Consider the following 19,457-nt stretch of genomic DNA (forward strand, 5'->3'; position numbering starts at 1 on the left):
CGGAGACCGGGCAGCGGTCCCGCCGCCTTGCGCCGCCCGGCGCCGGGGGAAGGGCTGAACGGTCCGTGGCCCTTGGGTGAGGGCCGTGCCGCCCTGGACCGTGCGGGGGCGAACGTTTCCGCGCCGCCCGGCGCCGGGCGGGTGAGCGGCTTGCGCTGCCCACCGCCGGGACGGGTGGGCGGCTTGCGCCGGCCACCGCCGGGCAGGGCCGCGGCCCGCCGTGACCGGTGCGAGGTGGTGAGCGGCCCGCGCCGCCCGGCGACGAAGGCGGGGTGGCCCGTGGTGACCGGGGCCGGAGGCGGGGGTGGCCGCGCGTTAGATTGGCCTCGTGCTCTCGCGTCTCTCACGTCCCCAGGCCCTCGCCGTCTGCGCCCTGCCCGTCGTGGCGCTGCTCGCCACGGCCGCGTTCGCGCCGCTGCCCTTCTCGGTGGCGCAGCCGGGGGACACGGCGAACGTCCTGGGCGAGCACAAGGGCACGCCGGTCATCACGATCTCCGGGGCGCCCACCCGCCCGACGACCGGCCAGCTGCGGATGACGACGATCGTGGCGACGGGCCCCGACGCGAGCGTGTCGCTGGGCGACGTGCTCGACGGCTGGTTCGCCACCGACCGGGCGATCATGCCGCGCGACGCGGTCTACCCGAGCGGGGAGAACGACCGGGAGATCGAGCGGCACAACCTCGCGCAGATGGACCAGTCGCAGGACGCGGCGACCAAGGCCGCGCTCGGCTATCTCCACCTCAGCGACCAGAAGGTCAAGGTCGATCTGAAGCTCGCCGACATCGGCGGCCCCAGCGCGGGCCTGTTCTTCGCGCTCGGCATCGTCGACAAGCTCGACGGCGACGGCAGCGGCGGCGACCTGACCGGCGGCCGCACCATCGCCGGCACCGGCACCATCGACGCCGACGGCACGGTGGGCGCGGTGGGCGGCGTCGGCCTGAAGACCCAGGCGGCCCGCCGCGACGGGGCGACCGTCTTCCTCGTACCGAAGTCGGAGTGCTCCGACGCCAAGGGCGAGCTGCCCAAGGGCCTGCGCCTGATCCCGGTCACCACGCTGAAGGGCGCGGTGGACGCCCTGACCGCCCTGGAGAAGGGCAAGGGGACCGTCCCGAGCTGCTGACCCGAGCTTTTGAGGCGGCGTCCCCTACTTCACCAACCCCTGTTCCCTCATCCACTCCAGTGCCACCTGGTGCGGGTCCTGCCCGTCCACGTCCACCTTCGCGTTCAGCTCCTGGGCCACCGTGTTGTCCAGCCGGGCCGTCAGCGGCGCCAGGACCCGGGCGATCGCCGGCCACTTCCCGAACGTGGCGGTGTTGATCTCGGGGGCGGCGTTGTAGTTGGGGAAGAACTTCTTGTCGTCGTCCATCACGACCAGGTTCATCGAGCGGATCCGCCCGTCCGTCGTGTACACCTCGCCGTAGGTGCAACTCCCCTTCGCCGTCTGGGTGTAGATGATCCCGCTGTCCATCTGCGTGATGTTCTTCGCCGGGACGCGCATGCCGTACTTCTTCTCCAGCCCCGGCAACCCGTCCGTCCGGTTGGCGAACTCGCCCTCCACGCACAGCGTGACCGCGCCCGGGTCCTTCTTCGCCAGCGCCGCCACGTCCGACAGGGTCCGGGTGCCGTACTTGCGGTAGGCGGCCTGGTTCATCGCCAGCGCATAGGTGTTGTTCAGCCGGGACGGCGCAAGCCAGGTCAGGCCGGCCTTCACGTCCGCGTCCCGCACCGCCTGCCATTGCCGCCGCGGGTCGGGGAGGGGCGTGCCGTGCCCCTGATACGTGATCCACGCGGTGCCCGTGTACTCGTACATGGCGTCCGCGTCGCCCTTCTTCACGGCCTCGTGGCCGCCGATCGACCCCTGGATGCCCGTGCGGTCCAGGACGTGCGCGCCGGCCGCCTGGAAGGCGATGCCCATCATCGCGCCGTGGATCAGGCTCTCCGTGAACGACTTCGACGTGACCGTCAGATCCGCCCCCTTCAGCGGCTCACCGCCGCCGATCAGCCCCGGTCGCACATCGTCCGACATGGGCGAACCGCTGGTCAGCCCGCAGCCGGGAACGGTGAGCAGCACGCAGCTCAGCAGGGTCGCCGGGAGCCGTCGTCTCACGTCCCCGGCTCCAGACCCCGCGGCGTGAGCAGCAGTTCCGCCAGGGACGCCAGCCAGTCCACCAGCAGGGCGAGCGCGACCGTGAGGATCGAGCCGAGCATCAGCACCGGCATCCGCTGGGTGGTGATCCCGGTCGTGATGAGGACGCCGAGTCCGCCGCCCCCGCCGAAGGCGGCCAGCGTCGCTGTGCCGACGTTCAGCACCAGCGCCGTGCGCACCCCGGCGAGGATCAGCGGCACCGCCAGCGGCAGCTCCACCTTCCGCAGCACCCCGAGCGGTGACATGCCGATGCCGCGCGCGGCCTCCAGCAGCGTCGGGTCGTTGGCCCGCAGGCCGGCGATCGTGTTGGACAGCACCGGCAGGACGGCGTAGGCGACCATGCCGATCAGGGCGGCCCGGCGGCCGATGCCCAGCCAGATCACCAGCAGCGCGAGCAGGCCGATCGCCGGGGTGGCCTGGCCGGTGTTGGCGAGCGCCATCGCCACCGGGGTGGCCCGCCGGAACGTCCGCCGGGTCAGCAGCACCCCCAGCGGGAGCGCGATGACCAGGACGAAGAAGGTGGAGATCACCGTGAGCTGCACGTGCTGCCACAGCGCCTTGGTCACCTGGCCGCCGGACAGGGCGTTGCGGGTGATCTGGTCCAGGTCGGCCCGGGTGAACCACAGCCAGGTCGCCAGCAGCAGTGCGACGAGTGCCGTGGGCAGGACGGTGAGCTTGTTCCGGCTCACCCGCGGCCGGCTCACCCGCGGTCGGCTCACCCGCGGCCGGCTCACCCGCGGCCGCGCCGCGGACCGGACCCGAGCCGCCGGTTCGGCCTCGCCCGCGGCCCGACCCCGAGCCGCCGGTTCCTCCTCGCCGGCGGGCACGTCCCTGACCTGCGCGGAACCGCTCACGCCGACCACCCTTCCGCCTCGCGCCCCGGTTCCGCGGCCACCTCCGCGGCTGCGTCCGCGGCCGGTTCGGCGGCCACCTCCGCGGACGGCCGCGACCGCGGCTGCGGCTGCGTCCCCGCCCGCGCCGACCGCGCCTCCCGCAGGTCGCCCCGGCCACGGCCACCCCCCGCCTCCAACCGCTCGGACGCCAGCAGCCCGTGCACGGAGCGCATCAGCGTCTCCAGGGCGAGGACCCCGGCGTACGCGCCGTCCGGACCGGTCACCGCGACCCGTCCGGCGCGGTCGGTGAGCACCGCCTCCAGCGCGTCGCGCAGGGTCGCGTCCCGGCTCACCGTGCCGGTGACCGGCGTACCCGCGCGGGCCAGAGAGCCGCGCGCCCGCATCAGGTCGCCGCGCCGCAGCCACCGGTGGGGGCGGCCCCGCCGGTCCAGCAGCAGGATCTCGCCGGTGCCGCCGGTGCGCAGCAGGCCGAGGATCTGCTGCAGCGGGGTGTCCACGGTGACCGTCGGGCAGCCATCGGTCCGCATGTCCCGTACGCGGGTGAGGTTCAGCCGTTTCAGCGCCGCCCCGGCGCCGGTGAACCCGGAGACGAAGGCGTCGGCGGGACGGGTGAGGATCGCCTCGGGGGTGTCGAACTGCGCGATGCGCGAGCGTTCCCGCAGTACCGCGATGCGGTCGCCGAGCTTGACGGCCTCGTCGATGTCGTGGGTGACGAACACGATCGTCTTGCGCAGCTCGCGCTGGAGGCGGATCAGCTCGTCCTGCAGGTGCTCGCGGGTGATCGGGTCGACCGCGCCGAACGGCTCGTCCATCAGCAGCACCGGCGGGTCGGCGGCCAGCGCCCGGGCCACGCCGACGCGCTGCTGCTGGCCGCCGGACAGCCGGCGCGGATAGCGGCCGTGGAACGCGCCGGGGTCCAGCCCGACCAGGTGCAGCAGCTCCTCCACCCGGGAGCGGATCCGCGCCTTGGGCCAGCCGAGCATCTTCGGCACCAGTGCGATGTTCTGCGCGACGGTCATGTGCGGGAAGAGCCCGGCCGACTGGATGGCGTACCCGATCGTGCGGCGCAGCGTCACCGGGTCGATGCCGGTGACGTCCTCGCCGTCGATGCGGATGCGGCCGCCGGTGGGCTCGATCAGCCGGTTGATCATCTTCAGGGTCGTCGACTTACCGCAGCCGGACGGGCCGACGAGGACGACGGTCTCGCCGGCCCCGATCCGCAGGCAGACGTCGTCGACGGCCGGGTCCGGGGAGCCGGGGTAGTGCTTGGTCAGGTGCTCCAGATCGATGGCCGCCCCGGCCACGCAGGCGCCGGGCGCGAGGGGCGCGGCGGACGCTCCGCGCGGCTCCTGCCGCTCCCGCCTGCCGGGGAGGTCCTGCACCTCGGACACGTCAGACACGGATCCCCCTCGGAATGGTCAGCCGCCCGATCAGGACGTACGCGGCGTCGAAGAGCAGGGCGAGCACGACGATGCCGAGCGTGCCCGCGAGGACCTGGTTGAGGGCGTTCCTGCTGCCCAGCGAGGCCAGCCCGCGGAAGATCTCGTTGCCGAGTCCGGGCCCGGAGGCGTAGGCGGCGACGGCCGCGATGCCCATCAGCATCTGGGTGGCGACCCGGATGCCGGCCAGGATCGGCGGCCAGGCCAGCGGCAGCTCCACCCGCAGCAGGCGCATCGGGGAGGACATCCCGATGCCGCGCGCCGCGTCCACCAGTGCGGGGTCCACCCCGCGCAGGCCGACGACCGCGTTGCGCACCACCGGGAGCAGCCCGTACAGGGTCAGCGCGATCACCGTCGGCGGCACGCCCAGGCCCACGACGGGGATCAGCAGGCCGATCAGGGCGAGCGAGGGCACGGTGAGGACGGTGGCCGTGGTGAGCGTGGCGAGGTTGCCGGCCCACGCGCTGCGGTAGGTGGCGACGGCGAGGAGCACGCCCAGGGCGGTCGCGAGCACCATGCACTGGAAGACCACGCTCGCGTGCTGCCAGGCGTCGGTGAGCAGCTGCTGGTGGCGGGTGGAGAGGTACTCCCAGAAGTTCACCGGCCTCACCCCCGATGGGTCACATGGTCCGCTCCCGGTCCTCCGCCGCCTGCTGCACCAGCGGGATGATCCGCAGCGGGACGGGGTTCTCCATGACGATCGCGGTGGAGGCCCGGACGATGCCATCAAAACCGACGACGCGGTCGATCACCCGCTGGAGATCGGCGTTGGAGCGGGCCACCAGCCGGCACATCATGTCCCCGGTGCCGGTCGTGGTGTGCAGCTCCAGCACCTCCGGCACGGTCGCCAAGTGGGCCCGCACGTCGGCTCCTTGGCCCTGCCGGATCTGCAGCGTGGCGAACGCGGTGACCGGGTAGCCGAGGGCCGCCGGATCCACCTCGGGACCGAATCCGCGGATGACTCCGTTCGACTGAAGCCGGTCCAGCCGCGCCTGCACGGTCCCGCGTGCCACACCGAGCCGCCGGGACATCTCCAGCACCCCGATGCGCGGCTCCTGCGCGAGCAGCACGATGATCCGGCCGTCCAGGTGATCGATCGCCACAGCAGCCTCCCAGCGGTGGGCATCCTGTACAGAAAGTCCGTCGGTACGGCCGTACGGCTGAGCAGAATGCACAGCGAATACGCAAACTATTGCGCACCTTGCAGAGCGGGGCCAGGCTTCGGCTATGACGCAGACCACACACCACACTCCCGACGCGACCGCCCGGCAGGCCGACCCCTTCCCGGTCAAGGGAATGGACGCGGTCGTCTTCGCCGTGGGCAACGCCAAGCAGGCCGCGCACTACTACTCCACCGCCTTCGGCATGCAGTTGGTCGCCTACTCCGGACCGGAGAACGGCAGCCGCGAGACGGCCAGTTACGTGCTGGAGAACGGCTCGGCCCGGTTCGTGTTCACCTCCGTGATCAAGCCGGCGACCGCCTGGGGCCACTTCCTCGACCGGCACGTGGCGGAGCACGGCGACGGCGTCATCGACCTCGCCATCGAGGTGCCGGACGCGCGCGCCGCGTACGCCTACGCCGTCGAGCAGGGCGCGAAGAGCGTCGCCGAGCCGTACGAGCTGAAGGACGAGCACGGCACGGTCGTCCTCGCCGCGATCGCCACCTACGGCGAGACCCGCCACACCCTCGTCGAGCGCTCCGGCTACGACGGCCCCTACCTGCCCGGTTACGTCGCCGCCAAGCCGATCGTCGAGCCGCCCGCGCAGCGCACCTTCCAGGCCATCGACCACTGCGTCGGCAACGTCGAGCTCGGCAAGATGGACGAGTGGGTGGCCTTCTACAACAAGGTCATGGGCTTCACGAACATGAAGGAGTTCGTGGGCGACGACATCGCCACCGAGTACTCGGCGCTGATGTCGAAGGTCGTGGCCGACGGCACGCTGAAGGTGAAGTTCCCGCTCAACGAGCCGGCCATCGCCAAGAAGAAGTCGCAGATCGACGAGTACCTGGAGTTCTACGGCGGCCCCGGCTGCCAGCACATCGCGCTGAACACGGGCGACATCGTCGCCACCGTGCGCACGATGCGCGCGGCCGGCGTGGAGTTCCTCGACACCCCGGACTCCTACTACGACACGCTCGGCGAGTGGGTCGGCGAGACCCGGGTGCCCGTGGACACCCTGCGCGAGCTGAAGATCCTCGCCGACCGCGACGAGGACGGCTACCTGCTGCAGATCTTCACCAAGCCGGTCCAGGACAAGCCGACCGTCTTCTTCGAGATCATCGAGCGCCACGGCTCCATGGGCTTCGGCAAGGGCAACTTCAAGGCCCTGTTCGAGGCGATCGAGCGCGAGCAGGAGAAGCGCGGCAACCTCTAGCCGACCCTCGGCCGGCGACCCTACGCCGGCCGACGGGCCGCCGACCGAGGGGCCGCCGACCGAGGGGCCGCCGGAGGTCAGCGCGGAAGCGCGACCTCCGGCGGCTCGCCCAGCGCCGCGAGAGCCGTCCGCGCCTCGGGGACGGCCAGCGGCGAGAAGTACGGGTTGATCCGCAGCGCCTCCTGCAGACGGCGGCGGGCCGGACCCTGCTTGTTCAGCGCCTTCTCGATCATCCCGCGGTGGTAGGCGTACGGCGCGCTGCGGACCGTGCCGCCGTGCTCCTGGTCGGTGGCGATCACGGCGTACCGCAGCGCCTCCGCGTCCTGCCCCGCCCGGTGCAGCGCCCAGCCCAGCGCGTCCGCCACCTCGATGCCGGGCCGGCGCTGCCACGCGCCGCGCAGCAGCCGCACCGCCTCGGCCGGGTCCCCGTGGCCGGCCTCCAGCCGACCGAGGACGAGGGAGCCGTCCACCCCGCCCGCCGCGTCCCGCCGCACCCGCTCGCGCAGCAGCTCGTACTGCACCCGCGCCGCCTGCGTGAGCCCCAGCGACTCGTACAACTCGCCCAGCTCCAGCGCGTACTGCGGCAGCGGCTGCCGCTCCAGCGCCACCCGGTACGCGCTCAGCGCCTCCGACGTGCGGCCCAGCGCCGCCAGCGCCCGCCCCTGCCCGGCCTGCGCCGCCCGCTGGTCCGGGTCCAGGCGCACCGCCTCCCGGAAGTGCCGCAGCGCCGCCTCCGGCTCCCCGCGCTCGAACGCCAGCTGCCCCGCCCGCTCCAGATGCGCCGCCCGCTCGGCCGGTCCCTGCGCGGAGGCCGCCGCGTCCGCCAGCGCCGCCGCCGCGTCCTCCCGCCAGCCGCGGTCCCGGTACACACCCGCCGCCCGCGCCCGCACCGCCGGGCCGGAGTGCAGCACGGTCAGCCGGTCCAGGGCGCGCCCGGCCGCCTTGTAGTCGCCGAGCCCGGTACAGGCGTCGATCAGCGGGCCGTACGCCGTCCACCGCTTGGGCTGCGCCCGCAGCGCGTCCTCGGCGTAGCCGCGCGCCGCCCGGAAGTCCTCCCGCGCGTTCGCCAGCACCGCGAGCCCCTCCAGCGCCTCGGCGTTGCCCCGGCCGCGCACCGACAGCGAGGTCCGCAGGGCCCGCTCCGCCTTCGGGAAGGCGCCGGCCGCGTCCGCCGTCCGCCGCCCCCGCTCCACGTACGCCGCGCCCAGCAGCGCCCACGACCGGGCGTCCCTGGGGTGCGTGCGCAGATACGTCTCCCGCTCACCGATCAGCACGTCCAGGTCGGGCAGCGCGGCCGGCGCCCCCGTGAGCACCGCGGCCTGCGCCTGCGCCCCCGCGGCCGGTGCCGGCGGCCCGGCCGCCCGCTCGCCGCCCGGCCACAGCAGCAGCGCCCCGCCGAGCACCGCGCACCCCGCGAGCGTGGCGAGAACGACCCGCACCGGCCGCCTGCGCCACATGGGCACGACGGCGTCCACGGCGCCCTCCCGACCCTCCCGGCCCTGGTGCTCGTGCTGCTCCTCGTGCGCCTTCGGCTTCTCCCGGTTCTGCGGGGCGGACACCTGGTTCTCCATGGCGCTCACTGTGCGTCAGCCCCGCCGTCCCCCCGGGGATACGGCAGCCCTCATCCGCGGACTTCACACCGATGGCCCCGGGTGCGAACCTGTGATCATGAGCCGTATCGAAGCGCCTCGCGACGAGCACACGGGCAACCTCCTCGACCGGCTGCGCTCCGGCCTGCCCGCCGAGGCGGTCCTCACCGATCCCGACGTCACGGCCTCCTACGCCCACGACATGGCGAGCTTCTGCCCGGCCGGCGCCCCCGCCGTGGTGGTCCTGCCGCGCACGGTCGAGCAGGTGCAGCACGTCATGCGCGTCGCCTCCGAGCTGCGCGTGCCGGTCGTCCCGCAGGGCGCCCGCAGCGGCCTGTCCGGCGGCGCCAACGCCACCGACGGCTGCATCGTGCTGTCCCTGACCCGGATGGACCGCATCCTGGAGATCAACCCCGTCGACCGGGTCGCCGTCGTCGAACCGGGCGTGATCAACGCGACGCTCTCCCGCGCGGTGAACGAACACGGCCTGTACTACCCGCCGGACCCCTCCAGCTGGGAGATGTGCACCATCGGCGGCAACATCGGCACCGCCTCCGGCGGCCTGTGCTGCGTGAAGTACGGCGTGACGGCCGAGTACGTCCTCGGTCTCGACGTCGTCCTCGCCGACGGCCGGCTGATGTCGACCGGCCGGCGCACCGCGAAGGGTGTCGCCGGATACGACCTGACCCGGCTGTTCGTCGGCTCCGAGGGCTCCCTCGGCATCGTCGTCAAGGCCGTCCTCGCGCTCAAGCCGAAGCCGCCCGAGCAGCTGGTGCTGGCCGCGGAGTTCGCCTCGGCGACCGCCGCCTGCGACGCCGTGTGCCGGATCATGGAGGAGGGGCACGTCCCCTCACTCCTCGAACTGATGGACCGTACGACGGTCAAGGCGGTCAACGACCTCGCCCACATGGGCCTGCCCGAGAGCACCGAGGCGCTGCTGCTCGCCGCCTTCGACACCCCCGACCCGGCCGCCGACCTCGCCGCCGTCGGCGCGCTGTGCGAGGCGGCCGGCGCCACCCAGGTGGTGCCCGCGGACGACGCCGCCGAGTCCGAACTGCTCCTCCAGGCGCGCCGGCTGTCCCTGACCGCGCTGGAGGCGGTCAAGGGCACCACGATGATCGACGACGTGTGCGTGCCGCGCTCCCGGCTCGGCGCCATGCTGGACGGCGTCGAACGCATCGCCGAGAAGTACGACCTGACCATCGGCGTGTGCGCGCACGCCGGCGACGGCAACACCCACCCCACGGTCTGCTTCGACGCCGCCGACCCCGACGAGTCGCGGCGCGCCCGCGAGTCCTTCGACGAGATCATGGCCCTCGGCCTGGAACTCGGCGGCACCATCACCGGCGAGCACGGCGTGGGCGTCCTGAAGAAGGAGTGGCTGGCGCGTGAGATCGGCCCGGTGGGGGTGGAGATGCAGCGGGCCGTCAAGCAGGTCTTCGACCCGCTGGGCATCCTCAACCCCGGAAAGCTCTTCTGACGCGTCCCGGCCTTCCGCGACGTCCCGCCTCTCGTGACACCTCCCGCCCGCCGTCGTCACCGGGCGAGCAGCTGGTCGAGCGCGTCGTCGATCCCCAGCTGCTCGCTCTCGGACCCCGGCGGCACCACCCGCAGCGTGCGCTCCAGCCACGCCGACACCTGGGCGGCGGGCGCCTCCAGCAGGGCGTCCCCGTCCGGCGAGCTCAGCGCCATCAGCACGACGCTGCGCCCGTCGGCCTTCGTCGGCCACACCCGCACGTCCCCGTGCCCGCACGGCCGGAACACGCCCTCGATCAGCAGTTCCCGGGCGAACGTCCAGTGCACCGGGTGGTCGGAGTTGATGTGGAAGGTGATGTGCACGGCGTACGGATCGTCCGTGCGGTAGGCCAGGCGGGCCGGGACGGGGATGCCGTGCTCCGGTGACAGGATCAGCCGCAGTTCCAGCTCGCGCTCCACGACGGTGTGCATCTCGTTCCTCTCGGGTCCTGGGGCCCTGTTGTGGGCCCGCACGAGGGAGAGGGCGCCGGGCCGGGAGCATTACGCGGGTTCCGCGAAATTTTCTCCGACGCGGTGAAGGAAGGGGTGCGGCGTTGCCCGGAAAGGGGCGGGTCCTGCGGGAGAGGCGGTGGCGGTTGCGCTCGTCTGATAGATGTGGAGGCCGCCATACGACCCCCTCGACAGATACGGGACGACGGACATGAGCGCCCCAACCCCGGCCCCCGGCGACGAGCGGCCCCGCGAAGGCTATTACCCGGACCCGTCCATCCCCGGCTACGTCCGGTACTGGAACGGTGCCGCCTGGGTACCGGGCACCAGCCGTCCGGCGCCGACGGACGGCGAACCGCTTCTCCCGCCGCCCGGCGTCCGCCCGGCGACCCCTCCGGCGGCACCGTCCGTCGAGGAGACCGGCCCGCACTTCTTCGACGAGGACCCCCAGCCGGAGCCGGCGACCGGGGGCACGGCTCCGGGTGCTGCGGCTTCGGGTGCTGCGTCCCCGGGCGGTCCTGCGCAGGGGCCGGTGGTCGCGGGTTCCGCGCCGGGCGGTGCGGGACAGCACGGCGGTGCCGTGGCCGGTGGTCCGGCGCAGGGCGGTGCCGGGCACGGGGTGCCCGGGCAGGGGGCCGCGCCCCAGGCGGGTGCCGCCCAAGGCGGCTGGCCCGAGCCGGCGTCCTCGTGGGGTGCCGAGCGGTCCCGGCAGTCCGGCTACGGCGGCGACCAGGACCGGCGGGTGTCGTGGGGCGCCGCGCAGGGGGCCGACCCGCGGGTCCCGGCCGAGGGACGGCCCGGCGAGGCCCGGTCTGCCGACGGGCGGCCGGCCGACGGGCGTGCGGGCACTCCCGGTGCGGGTGCGGCCTCGGGTGACGTGCCCTCCGACGGCACGTTCGTCTTCCGGCGCCCGACGGGTGGCGCGGGCGCGGGGAACGGAACCCCGGGTACGTCGTCCGCCGCGCCGGGCGGCAGCGCACGGCCCGGCACGGGCCGCGACTCCGACGAGGGCACCATCACGATGCGCGCGGTGTCGCCGCGGGGCGGCACGCCCCAGGCCTCCGCGCCTCAGACCTCCGCGCCTCAGAACCCGCAGGCCGGCGGCCCCGGCCCGGCGGCGCAGGGACCGCAGATGGGCGCGGGCCAGGCGGCCCAGGGCCCGCAGCTCGGCGGTGCGCAGGCGCCCTCCGCCCCCACCGCGCTCGCCGGCCACCAGCCCGGCGGCGCCCGCCCCGGTCCTGCCGCGTCCGCCCCCGGCACCCCCGCGTCCGCCACGGCGGCCGCACCCGGCGTACCGCACCAGGCCGGCGCGCCCCTGCCCGTGGCCGGTGCGGCCGCGGGACCGGGCGCCGGCCCGGCCGCGAGCCCGGCCGCCGGGGCGCCGTCCGTCCCCGGCCACCGGCCCGCGCCCGCACCCGCCGCGGGCGGCTCCGCACCCCTGTCCACGCCCCTCACCACCGGCCCCGGCGGGGGCCAGGCGTCCTGGGCGCAGCAGGTGCACCAGCTGGCCGGGGGAGAGGGCGAGCAGCCCGTGGCGCCCTGGAAGCCGCCCGTGGAGGACGTCTTCCAGGCGGCCGCCCGGCGTCAGGCGTCGGCGCGCCCCGCGGGCCTGGGCAAGCGGCTCGCCGCCCGGCTGATCGACACGGTGGTGCTCGGGGCGGTGACCTCCGTGGCCGCCGTCCCGCTCGGCACGAAGGCCGCCCAGCACATCAGCGACAAGGTCGACGCGGCCAGGCTGTCCGGCCGCGAGGTCACCGTCTGGCTGCTGGACGGCACGACCGGTGTCTACCTCGGCGTGGTCCTCGCGGTCCTGCTCGTGGCCGGCGTCCTCTACGAGGCGCTGCCCACCGCCCGCTGGGGCCGCACCCTGGGCAAGAAGCTGCTCGGGCTGGAGGTGCGGGACATCGAGGGGCACGAGGCGCCGTCGTTCGGTGCCGCGCTGCGCCGCTGGCTGGTGTACAGCGTCCCCGGCCTGCTCGCCGTGGGTGTGGTGGGGGTCGCGTGGTGCCTGTTCGACCGCCCGTGGCACCAGTGCTGGCACGACAAGGCGGCGCACACGTTCGTCGCCGGCTGAGGGTCCGTCGCCCGCGGAGCGGACGGCGGCGGCTGAGGGTCCGTCACCCCGCCGCCGCGTCCGGTACTCCGTCCGGCGGCCCGCCGGATGCACGGTCCCCGGCTTCGCGGTCCACTCGGGCCATGAGCAGCGAACCGCCCCCCGGCTCCGGCCCGCCGCCCGAAGACGACCCGTTCCGCAAGCAGCCCCCGCCCGGCCCGGGGCAGGGCTCGCCGTACGACACCCCCCACGGCAACCAGCCCCCGCCGGGAGGCCAGCCCCCGCCGGGAGGCCAGCCGCCGCCCGGAGGTCCGCCCCCGCCGGGAGGCCAGCCGCCCCCCGGTGATGGCCCGTACGGCGGCGGACCCTACGGTGAACAGCCGCCCGGCGGCGGTGGTCCCTACGGCGGACAGCCGCCCGGCGGCGGCCCGTACGGCGGTGGCTCCGGCTACCCCGCCGACCCGCTGGCCGGCATGCCCCCGCTGGCGGACAGCGGCCGGCGCACGCTGGCCCGGATCATCGACATGATCCTCGTCGGGATCGTCGTCTGGCTGCTCTCCTGGGGCTTCGGCGTCAACGAGTACACGGTGGACGGCAACAAGATCGAGGTCAGCAAGTCGATCGGGCAGTCCGTCGTCGCCGCCGTCCTCTACATCGCCTACGACACGTACCTGATCAACCGGACGGGGCAGACGCTCGGCAAGAAGTGGCTGAACATGCGGGTGGCCAACCTCGACAACGGCCAGAACCCCTCGGTGCAGACCTCGCTGACGCGCGCGGCCGTGCTGTGGATCCCGTTCGCCTTCTGCTGCGCCTGCATCTGGACGGCGATCTGCGGCGGCTGGAGCTACTTCGACAAGCCCTACAAACAGGGCCTGCACGACAAGGCGGCCAAGACGGTGGTCGTGTCGACCGGCTGACGTGCGCTCGGCGTGACGTCCGCTCAGCGCACGGAGGCCGTCGGCTGCCGTACCGCCTCCCCGGCGGCATCGGAGGCCCGTGCCGCCCGGGAGGGCGACGGCGCCGGCACGGTCACGGCGACCAGCAGGCCGAGCACGAGTGCCGCGACGGCGATGACCGCGATCGCCGGGCCCGAACTCGTCTGCGACAGCAGCAGCATGGCGAGCGTCGAGAAGATCACGGTGGTCGAACCGTAGACGAGCTGTGCGACGGTCGGACGAGGCATGGCAATCGTGTCCTCGGAAGCGGGGGTGTGCTCGACTCTATTCGCGTGCATGCCCGAGCGGAACGAAGAGTAAGCGTGACCTGACCAACAGTGCCGGTGCACAGGGGGCGCACCGAGTCATGTCCGAGGCGTGTCCGAGCGACGGCGGGATGAGCGCCGGGTGTCCGCAAAGCGAACCTCTCTTCCGCATAGTGCACTTGACTTGTCCAAGTCAAGATCTGTCTTTTCTTTCAAACCTCTAGTCAAATGTCGTCACTTGATTACACGCGTTGATCACGCGCGCGCGGCTCCCGCCATGACCAAAGGGCCCCCCGTCCGCGTGCGCCCACGCGGGGGAGGAACTCAAGTGACCAGTAGATCCTGGATGTTCCGAGCGGCGGCCATCGGTGTCGCGCTCGCGGCGGCCTCCGCCGGTTTCACCACCTTCGCGGTGGCCGAGGCGGCCACGACCGCCGGCGCCACGAGCGTCGACCGGCACGACCCGGCGCCGGTGAAGCAGCAGAAGCACGACCTGGACGGCCCGCTGAGCAAGACCCAGGAAGCGCAGCGTCAGGAAGCGCTCGACCAGGTCATATCCGGCAAGGCCCAGGTGAAGGACAAGAACGGCTCCAAGGTCGTTCAGCTCAAGAGCAAGAAGGGCGACAGCAAGTACGTCGAGCTTGGCCGGGAGAAGACCGACAAGATCTTCACCATCCTGGTCGAGTTCGGCGACCAGGCCGACCCCAAGTTCGGCGGCACGCCCGGCCCGTTGCACAACACGATCCCGCAGCCGGACCGCACCAAGGACAACTCCACGGCCTGGCAGGCCGACTACGACCGCCGGCACTTCCAAGACCTGTACTTCGGCACCGGCAAGAACGTCGAGTCGGTCAAGAAGTACTACGAGAAGCAGTCCTCGGGCCGCTACTCGGTCGACGGCGAGGTCTCCGACTGGGTCAAGGTGCCCTACAACGAGGCCCGTTACGGCAACAACGCCTGCGGCTCCACCAACTGCCCGAGCGTGTGGAACGTCGTCAGCGACGGCCTGAACGCCTGGGTCAACCAGCAGAAGGCGGCCGGCCGCACCGACGCCCAGATCAAGGCGGACGTCGCCCAGTTCGACCAGTGGGACCGTTACGACTACGACGGCGACGGCAACTTCAACGAGCCCGACGGCTACATCGACCACTTCCAGATCGTGCACGCCGGTGAGGACGAGTCCGCCGGCGGCGGTGCCGAGGGCACCAACGCGATCTGGGCCCACCGCTGGTACGCCTTCGGCACCGACGCCGGCGCCACCGGCCCCGCGAACAACCGCCTGGGCGGTGCCCAGATCGGCAACACCGGCATCTGGGTCGGCGACTACACCATCCAGCCGGAGAACGGCGGCCTCGGCGTCTACGCGCACGAGTACGGCCACGACCTCGGCCTGCCCGACGAGTACGACACCGCGGGCGGCGAGAACTCCACCGGCTTCTGGACGCTGATGTCCTCCGGTTCCTGGCTCGGCCGCGGCGAGAACGCCATCGGCGACCTGCCGGGCGACATGAACGCCTGGGACAAGCTGCAGCTCGGCTGGCTCAACTACGACACCGCCAAGGCCGGCAAGCAGTCCACGCACAAGCTGGGCGTCGCCGAGTACAACACCTGGGACAAGCAGGCCCTCGTGGTGAACCTGCCCGACAAGGCGGTCACCACCACGGTCGTCCAGCCCGCCCAGGGCGCCACCCAGTGGTGGAGCGGCAGCGGCGACGACCTGAAGAACACGCTGACCCGCAGCGTCGACCTCACCGGCAAGAAGTCGGCCGGCCTCACCCTCGACGGCTGGTACGACATCGAGGCGGGCTACGACTACCTGTACACCGAGGTCTCCACCGACGGCGGCGCCAACTGGACCGCCCTCGACGGCACGGTGGACGGATCGCCGATCCCGCGCGACGGCAGCGACAAGCCGGCCCTGACCGGTTCGGTCGACGGCTACAAGAAGCTGGCGTACTCGCTCGACGCCTACGCGGGCAAGAAGATCGACCTGCGCTTCCGCTACCAGACGGACGGCGGCGTCGCCCTCAAGGGCTTCGCGGCCGACGAGATCACGGTGACCGCCGACGGCACCCCCGTGTTCTCCGACAACGCCGAGAGCGCGGACGCCGCGTGGACCGCGGCCGGCTTCTCCCGGATCGGCGCGTCCTTCACCAAGGACTACGCGCAGTACTACATCGCCGAGAACCGGCAGTACGTGTCGTACGACAAGACGCTGAAGACCGGCCCGTACAACTTCGGCTTCGCGTCCCGCCCGGACTGGGTGGAGCACTACCCGTACCAGAACGGCCTGCTGATCTGGAAGTGGGACACCTCGCAGGCGGACAACAACACCGGCACCCACCCCGGCGCCGGCCTGATCCTGCCGATCGACTCCCACCCGGAGGCGCTGCGCTGGAAGGACGGCACGCTGATGCGCGGCCGCATCCAGTCCTACGACGCGCCCTTCAGCCTGTACCCGACGGACGGCATCACGCTGCACAGGGCGGACGTCGCGACGAAGATCTGGCCGTCCTCCGGCGTCTCGGTCTTCGACGACCACGCCGGCACCTACTGGGACGCCACGAACCCGGCCTCCGGTGTGAAGGTCACTGACACCAACACCCGGATCCGGATCGTCAAGGAGGCCAAGGACGGCTCGACGATCAACCTCCAGGTCGGCCCCGCGGTGAAGTAGTCGGCATTTCCGCAGGTCAGACGCGTATCGGCGGTAACCCCCTGGCGGGTTGCCGCCGATCGTGTTTAGGTGCGTGCTGTGACTGTCTTATTGACACCGGCGCCGGCAGCGGCGTCGGCGCCGACCGGAACGGGGATGTGACCAGATGGCCGCAGGGGGTTTCTGCAAGCTGCCGAACGGCACGGTGGTGGTGGCGCTGAACCTGCCGCGCCCGGCCGGCGACGGCCCCGCCGGAGTGCGGGTCCTGGTCCACGCCCAGAACCGCGCCCGGGCCCTCACCCGGCTGCGCAACCTGGGCCTGCGCGCCGTCTACCTGCGGGGCAACGCGGCCCCGCCCACCCCGGACGAGATCACGGCCGTCCTGCACCACCCCGACGGGCTGGTGTGGCGGACGGCACCGGACAACGGTGTCACCTCACCCGACCTGGCGACGGAACTGTGGCACCCGATCCGCTCCCTGCTGCGCCGCCCGGCGCCCCAGACGTGACGCGCCCGCGCGGGGCCGTCCCGGCGTGAGCCGGCCGCGGGCCCCCGGCGGGACACAGCGGCAGGCCCTCGGCGTGACTCAGCCGCGGGCCCTCGGCGTGCCTCAGCCGCGGGCCACGACCGGCTTGCCGGTCAGCTCCACGCCCGCCTCGCGCATCTCCTCCAGCGCCCGGTCGGTGGTCTCCTGGGCCACCCCGGCGGTCAGGTCGAGCAGCACCTGGGTACGGAAGCCCTCGGCCGCCGCGTCCAGGGCGGTGGCCCGTACGCAGTGGTCCGTGGCGATCCCCACGACGTCCACCTCGTCGATCTCGCGGGCCCGCAGCCAGTCGGCGAGCTTCACGCCGTTCTCGTCGGCGCCCTCGAAGCCGCTGTACGCGGCCGCGTAGGCGCCCTTGTCGAACACGGCGTCGATCGCGCCGGAGGCGACGGCGGGCGCGAAGTTCGGGTGGAACCCGACGCCCTCGGTGCCGGCGACGCAGTGCGCCGGCCAGGAGCGGACGTAGTCCGGCTCGTCCGCGAAGTGGCCCCCGGGGGCGATGTGGTGGTCCCGGGTGGCCACCACGTGCCGGTAGCCGGCGGGCGCCTGCCCGATCAGCTCGGTGATGGCGGCGGCGACGTCGGCACCCCCGGCCACCGCGAGGCTGCCTCCCTCGCAGAAGTCGTTCTGCACATCGACGACGATCAAGGCGCGACGCATGCGGTGTCCTTCGGGCTATGGGATCTACAGAGTGTCACGACACGACCTGTCTACCCGCCCCCGCGGGGGGCCAGTCGCGGGGCGGGCACAGACCGTGTCCGGGTGCGGGCGGGTGGGTGGCTGGTCGCGCAGTTCCCCGGGCCCCTGAGGGGTTGCAGTCACCGTCCGCGTAGTCCGCGGGCACGACGCCGGGCACCCCTTACCTAGACGTACTCCGTAGGCAGTACCGGCTCCCCCCGCGACAGCTGCGTCGCGGACAACGGCAGGCCCGCCCGCGCCGCCGCATGCCGCTCCCGCGCCACATCCAGCGGCTCACGCCCCACGACCTCGCCCCCCTTCACCAGCTCCACCAGCAGCTGCCGGTCCGCCAGCTCGTGCGGCACGGCCCCGGTGCCCACGACCTCGGCCTCCGCCACCCCGTACGCGTCCACCCGCCGCGCGGCCCACTTGCGTCCCCCGATGGACGTCTTGCCGCCGGACGACTTCTTCGCCACCGGCTTCAGCGGCGCCCGCGGGTCCGCCGTCTCGGCCCGGGCGACCAGCTTGTACACCATGGACGCCGTCGGGTGCCCGGACCCGGTCACCAGCTGCGTGCCCACCCCGTAGGCGTCCACCGGCGCCGCCGCCAGCGAGGCGATGGCGTACTCGTCGAGGTCCGAGGTCACGAGGATCTTCGTGGCGGTCGCGCCCAGCTCGTCCAGCTGCTGCCGCACCCGGTGCGCCACCAGCAGCAGGTCACCGGAGTCGATGCGCACCGCGCCCAGCTCGGGCCCGGCGACCTCCACCGCGGTCCGTACGGCCTCGGCGACGTCGTAGGTGTCCACCAGCAGCGTGGTGCCCCGGCCCATGGAGTCCACCTGCGCCTGGAAGGCGTCCCGCTCGCTGTCGTGCAGCAGGGTGAAGGCGTGCGCGGAGGTGCCGACGGTGGGGATGTTGTAGCGGAACCCGGCCGCCAGGTCGGAGGTGGAGGCGAAGCCCCCGACGTAGGCGGCGCGCGCCGCGGCCACCGCGGACAGCTCGTGGGTGCGCCGGGCGCCCATCTCGATCAGCGGCCGCCCGCCCGCCGCCGCCGTCATCCGGGACGCGGCCGCGGCGATCGCGGAGTCGTGGTTGAGGATCGACAGGATCACGGTCTCCAGCAGCACGCATTCGGCGAAGGAGCCCTCCACCCGCAGGATCGGCGAACCGGGGAAGTACACCTCGCCCTCGGGGTAGCCCCAGATGTCGCCGCTGAAGCGGTAGTCGGCGAGCCAGTCGAGCGTCTCGTCGTCGACGACGGAGCGCTCGCGCAGGAAGCCGAGCACACCGGCGTCGAAGCGGAAGTTCTCCACCGCGTCCAGGACGCGTCCGGTGCCCGCGACGACGCCGTAGCGCCGGCCGTTGGGCAGCCGCCGGGTGAAGACCTCGAACACGCTCCGCCGCTCGGCCGTACCGGCTTTCAGGGCGGCCTGCAGCATCGTCAGCTCGTAGTGGTCCGTGAAGAGCGCCGTCGAGGGAACGTCCACCGGCAGCCCAAGGTCCGCTGTGTTCATGGCAACGGATGCTACTCCCATTTCGTCACTCTGACGATTTAAGCCGGATGTGATCTCGGCCCCCCGCGCAACGCCGTGTCCCGGGGGGCCGTTTGTGCGAGTACCCACCTCAGGTGGCAGCATGGGCAGTGTGACGGCAGCCGCACCCATCGAGATCGAGAAGACCGAGTCGGCGGAAGAGGTGTCCGCCGTACCCGAGCCCGATGTTCCCTGGGTGACGATCGTGCACAACGACCCCGTCAACCTCATGAGCTATGTGACCTACGTCTTCCAGACGTACTTCGGGTACTCCAAGGACAAGGCCACCAAGCTCATGCTCGACGTCCACCACAAGGGCAGGGCGGTCGTCTCCAGCGGAACCCGCGAGGAGATGGAACGCGACGTACAGGCCATGCACGGCTACGGTCTGTGGGCCACCCTCCAGCAGGACCGGAAGTAG

At 72.9% G+C, this 19,457-nt stretch carries 18 protein-coding genes; 8 read left to right on the plus strand and 10 right to left on the minus strand.

The window, feature by feature from the left end; genetic code table 11:
- The first annotated feature begins 328 nt into the window (after positions 1-328).
- Positions 329-1,120, plus strand: a complete 792-nt coding sequence (locus ACF1AL_RS00280; RefSeq protein ID WP_391659949.1) for a S16 family serine protease — start codon at positions 329-331, stop codon at positions 1,118-1,120.
- A 24-nt stretch (positions 1,121-1,144) separates the two neighbouring features.
- On the opposite strand, the gene ACF1AL_RS00285 is transcribed toward ACF1AL_RS00280, so the two are convergent.
- From ACF1AL_RS00285 to ACF1AL_RS00305, 5 genes are all read right to left on the minus strand, one after another.
- Positions 1,145-2,026, minus strand: a complete 882-nt coding sequence (locus ACF1AL_RS00285; protein WP_391825428.1) for a glycine betaine ABC transporter substrate-binding protein — start codon at positions 2,024-2,026, stop codon at positions 1,145-1,147.
- Positions 2,027-2,103: 77 nt separating this feature from the next.
- Positions 2,104-2,880 carry an ABC transporter permease gene (locus ACF1AL_RS00290; RefSeq protein WP_391825429.1) on the minus strand — a complete coding sequence of 259 codons (777 nt, stop codon included), beginning with the start codon at positions 2,878-2,880 and terminating at the stop codon, positions 2,104-2,106.
- A 116-nt stretch (positions 2,881-2,996) separates the two neighbouring features.
- Positions 2,997-4,304: a betaine/proline/choline family ABC transporter ATP-binding protein gene (locus ACF1AL_RS00295; protein ID WP_391825430.1), complete on the minus strand. Its 1,308-nt coding sequence runs from the start codon at positions 4,302-4,304 to the stop codon at positions 2,997-2,999.
- A gap of 88 nt (positions 4,305-4,392) precedes the next feature.
- Positions 4,393-5,040 carry an ABC transporter permease gene (locus ACF1AL_RS00300; RefSeq protein ID WP_384203514.1) on the minus strand — a complete coding sequence of 216 codons (648 nt, stop codon included), beginning with the start codon at positions 5,038-5,040 and terminating at the stop codon, positions 4,393-4,395.
- 19 nt (positions 5,041-5,059) lie between these two features.
- Positions 5,060-5,542, minus strand: coding sequence for an Lrp/AsnC family transcriptional regulator (locus ACF1AL_RS00305; protein WP_366834265.1), 483 nt, complete (start codon positions 5,540-5,542; stop codon positions 5,060-5,062).
- Positions 5,543-5,666: 124 nt separating this feature from the next.
- Between ACF1AL_RS00305 and hppD the strand changes: the two genes are divergently transcribed.
- Entirely contained in the window at positions 5,667-6,815 is a 1,149-nt protein-coding gene (hppD, locus tag ACF1AL_RS00310; RefSeq protein ID WP_366834266.1) for a 4-hydroxyphenylpyruvate dioxygenase, read from the plus strand.
- A 77-nt stretch (positions 6,816-6,892) separates the two neighbouring features.
- Here hppD and ACF1AL_RS00315 read toward each other — a convergent pair whose 3' ends face one another.
- Positions 6,893-8,272 (minus strand): tetratricopeptide repeat protein, encoded by a 1,380-nt coding sequence (locus tag ACF1AL_RS00315; RefSeq protein WP_391825431.1) that lies wholly within the window; start codon positions 8,270-8,272, stop codon positions 6,893-6,895.
- Between the two features lie 205 nt (positions 8,273-8,477).
- Between ACF1AL_RS00315 and ACF1AL_RS00320 the strand changes: the two genes are divergently transcribed.
- Positions 8,478-9,884 carry an FAD-linked oxidase C-terminal domain-containing protein gene (locus ACF1AL_RS00320; RefSeq protein ID WP_366834267.1) on the plus strand — a complete coding sequence of 469 codons (1,407 nt, stop codon included), beginning with the start codon at positions 8,478-8,480 and terminating at the stop codon, positions 9,882-9,884.
- A gap of 56 nt (positions 9,885-9,940) precedes the next feature.
- On the opposite strand, the gene ACF1AL_RS00325 is transcribed toward ACF1AL_RS00320, so the two are convergent.
- A complete protein-coding gene (locus tag ACF1AL_RS00325; RefSeq protein ID WP_366834268.1) occupies positions 9,941-10,351 on the minus strand; it encodes an SsgA family sporulation/cell division regulator in 411 nt (136 codons plus the stop codon).
- A gap of 229 nt (positions 10,352-10,580) precedes the next feature.
- Between ACF1AL_RS00325 and ACF1AL_RS00330 the strand changes: the two genes are divergently transcribed.
- Both ACF1AL_RS00330 and ACF1AL_RS00335 read left to right on the plus strand, forming a co-directional pair.
- Positions 10,581-12,443 carry an RDD family protein gene (locus ACF1AL_RS00330; protein ID WP_391825211.1) on the plus strand — a complete coding sequence of 621 codons (1,863 nt, stop codon included), beginning with the start codon at positions 10,581-10,583 and terminating at the stop codon, positions 12,441-12,443.
- Positions 12,444-12,565: 122 nt separating this feature from the next.
- On the plus strand, positions 12,566-13,342 hold the full coding sequence (locus ACF1AL_RS00335; protein WP_391694334.1) for an RDD family protein: 777 nt from the start codon (positions 12,566-12,568) through the stop codon (positions 13,340-13,342).
- Positions 13,343-13,365: 23 nt separating this feature from the next.
- Here ACF1AL_RS00335 and ACF1AL_RS00340 read toward each other — a convergent pair whose 3' ends face one another.
- Positions 13,366-13,608 (minus strand): hypothetical protein, encoded by a 243-nt coding sequence (locus ACF1AL_RS00340; protein ID WP_384203525.1) that lies wholly within the window; start codon positions 13,606-13,608, stop codon positions 13,366-13,368.
- A 346-nt stretch (positions 13,609-13,954) separates the two neighbouring features.
- Between ACF1AL_RS00340 and ACF1AL_RS00345 the strand changes: the two genes are divergently transcribed.
- Both ACF1AL_RS00345 and ACF1AL_RS00350 read left to right on the plus strand, forming a co-directional pair.
- The gene (locus tag ACF1AL_RS00345; protein WP_391694337.1) at positions 13,955-16,303 is read left to right on the plus strand and encodes an immune inhibitor A domain-containing protein; all 2,349 of its coding nucleotides are present in this window, start codon (positions 13,955-13,957) and stop codon (positions 16,301-16,303) included.
- 145 nt (positions 16,304-16,448) lie between these two features.
- Positions 16,449-16,790, plus strand: a complete 342-nt coding sequence (locus tag ACF1AL_RS00350) for a hypothetical protein (RefSeq protein WP_366834274.1) — start codon at positions 16,449-16,451, stop codon at positions 16,788-16,790.
- Positions 16,791-16,892: 102 nt separating this feature from the next.
- On the opposite strand, the gene ACF1AL_RS00355 is transcribed toward ACF1AL_RS00350, so the two are convergent.
- Entirely contained in the window at positions 16,893-17,486 is a 594-nt protein-coding gene (locus ACF1AL_RS00355; protein WP_366834276.1) for an isochorismatase family protein, read from the minus strand.
- A gap of 203 nt (positions 17,487-17,689) precedes the next feature.
- Positions 17,690-19,018, minus strand: a complete 1,329-nt coding sequence (locus ACF1AL_RS00360; protein WP_366834277.1) for a nicotinate phosphoribosyltransferase — start codon at positions 19,016-19,018, stop codon at positions 17,690-17,692.
- Positions 19,019-19,139: 121 nt separating this feature from the next.
- Here ACF1AL_RS00360 and clpS point away from each other — a divergent pair, with 121 nt between their 5' ends.
- Positions 19,140-19,457: an ATP-dependent Clp protease adapter ClpS gene (clpS, locus tag ACF1AL_RS00365; RefSeq protein WP_384203533.1), complete on the plus strand. Its 318-nt coding sequence runs from the start codon at positions 19,140-19,142 to the stop codon at positions 19,455-19,457.

The sequence above is a fragment of the Streptomyces sp. NPDC014801 genome (genome assembly GCF_043082085.1).
GTDB lineage: Bacteria > Actinomycetota > Actinomycetes > Streptomycetales > Streptomycetaceae > Streptomyces.

Coding starts and splice junctions, on each gene's coding strand:
- ACF1AL_RS00285 (WP_391825428.1), bottom strand. CDS start 2,026: ATGTCGGACGATGTGCGACCGGGGCTGATCGGCGGCGGTGAGCCGCTG.
- hppD (WP_366834266.1), top strand. CDS start 5,667: ATGACGCAGACCACACACCACACTCCCGACGCGACCGCCCGGCAGGCC.
- ACF1AL_RS00315 (WP_391825431.1), bottom strand. CDS start 8,272: ATGTGGCGCAGGCGGCCGGTGCGGGTCGTTCTCGCCACGCTCGCGGGG.
- ACF1AL_RS00325 (WP_366834268.1), bottom strand. CDS start 10,351: ATGCACACCGTCGTGGAGCGCGAGCTGGAACTGCGGCTGATCCTGTCA.
- ACF1AL_RS00330 (WP_391825211.1), top strand. CDS start 10,581: ATGAGCGCCCCAACCCCGGCCCCCGGCGACGAGCGGCCCCGCGAAGGC.
- ACF1AL_RS00335 (WP_391694334.1), top strand. CDS start 12,566: ATGAGCAGCGAACCGCCCCCCGGCTCCGGCCCGCCGCCCGAAGACGAC.
- ACF1AL_RS00340 (WP_384203525.1), bottom strand. CDS start 13,608: ATGCCTCGTCCGACCGTCGCACAGCTCGTCTACGGTTCGACCACCGTG.
- ACF1AL_RS00350 (WP_366834274.1), top strand. CDS start 16,449: ATGGCCGCAGGGGGTTTCTGCAAGCTGCCGAACGGCACGGTGGTGGTG.
- ACF1AL_RS00355 (WP_366834276.1), bottom strand. CDS start 17,486: ATGCGTCGCGCCTTGATCGTCGTCGATGTGCAGAACGACTTCTGCGAG.
- ACF1AL_RS00360 (WP_366834277.1), bottom strand. CDS start 19,018: ATGAACACAGCGGACCTTGGGCTGCCGGTGGACGTTCCCTCGACGGCG.
- clpS (WP_384203533.1), top strand. CDS start 19,140: ATGGGCAGTGTGACGGCAGCCGCACCCATCGAGATCGAGAAGACCGAG.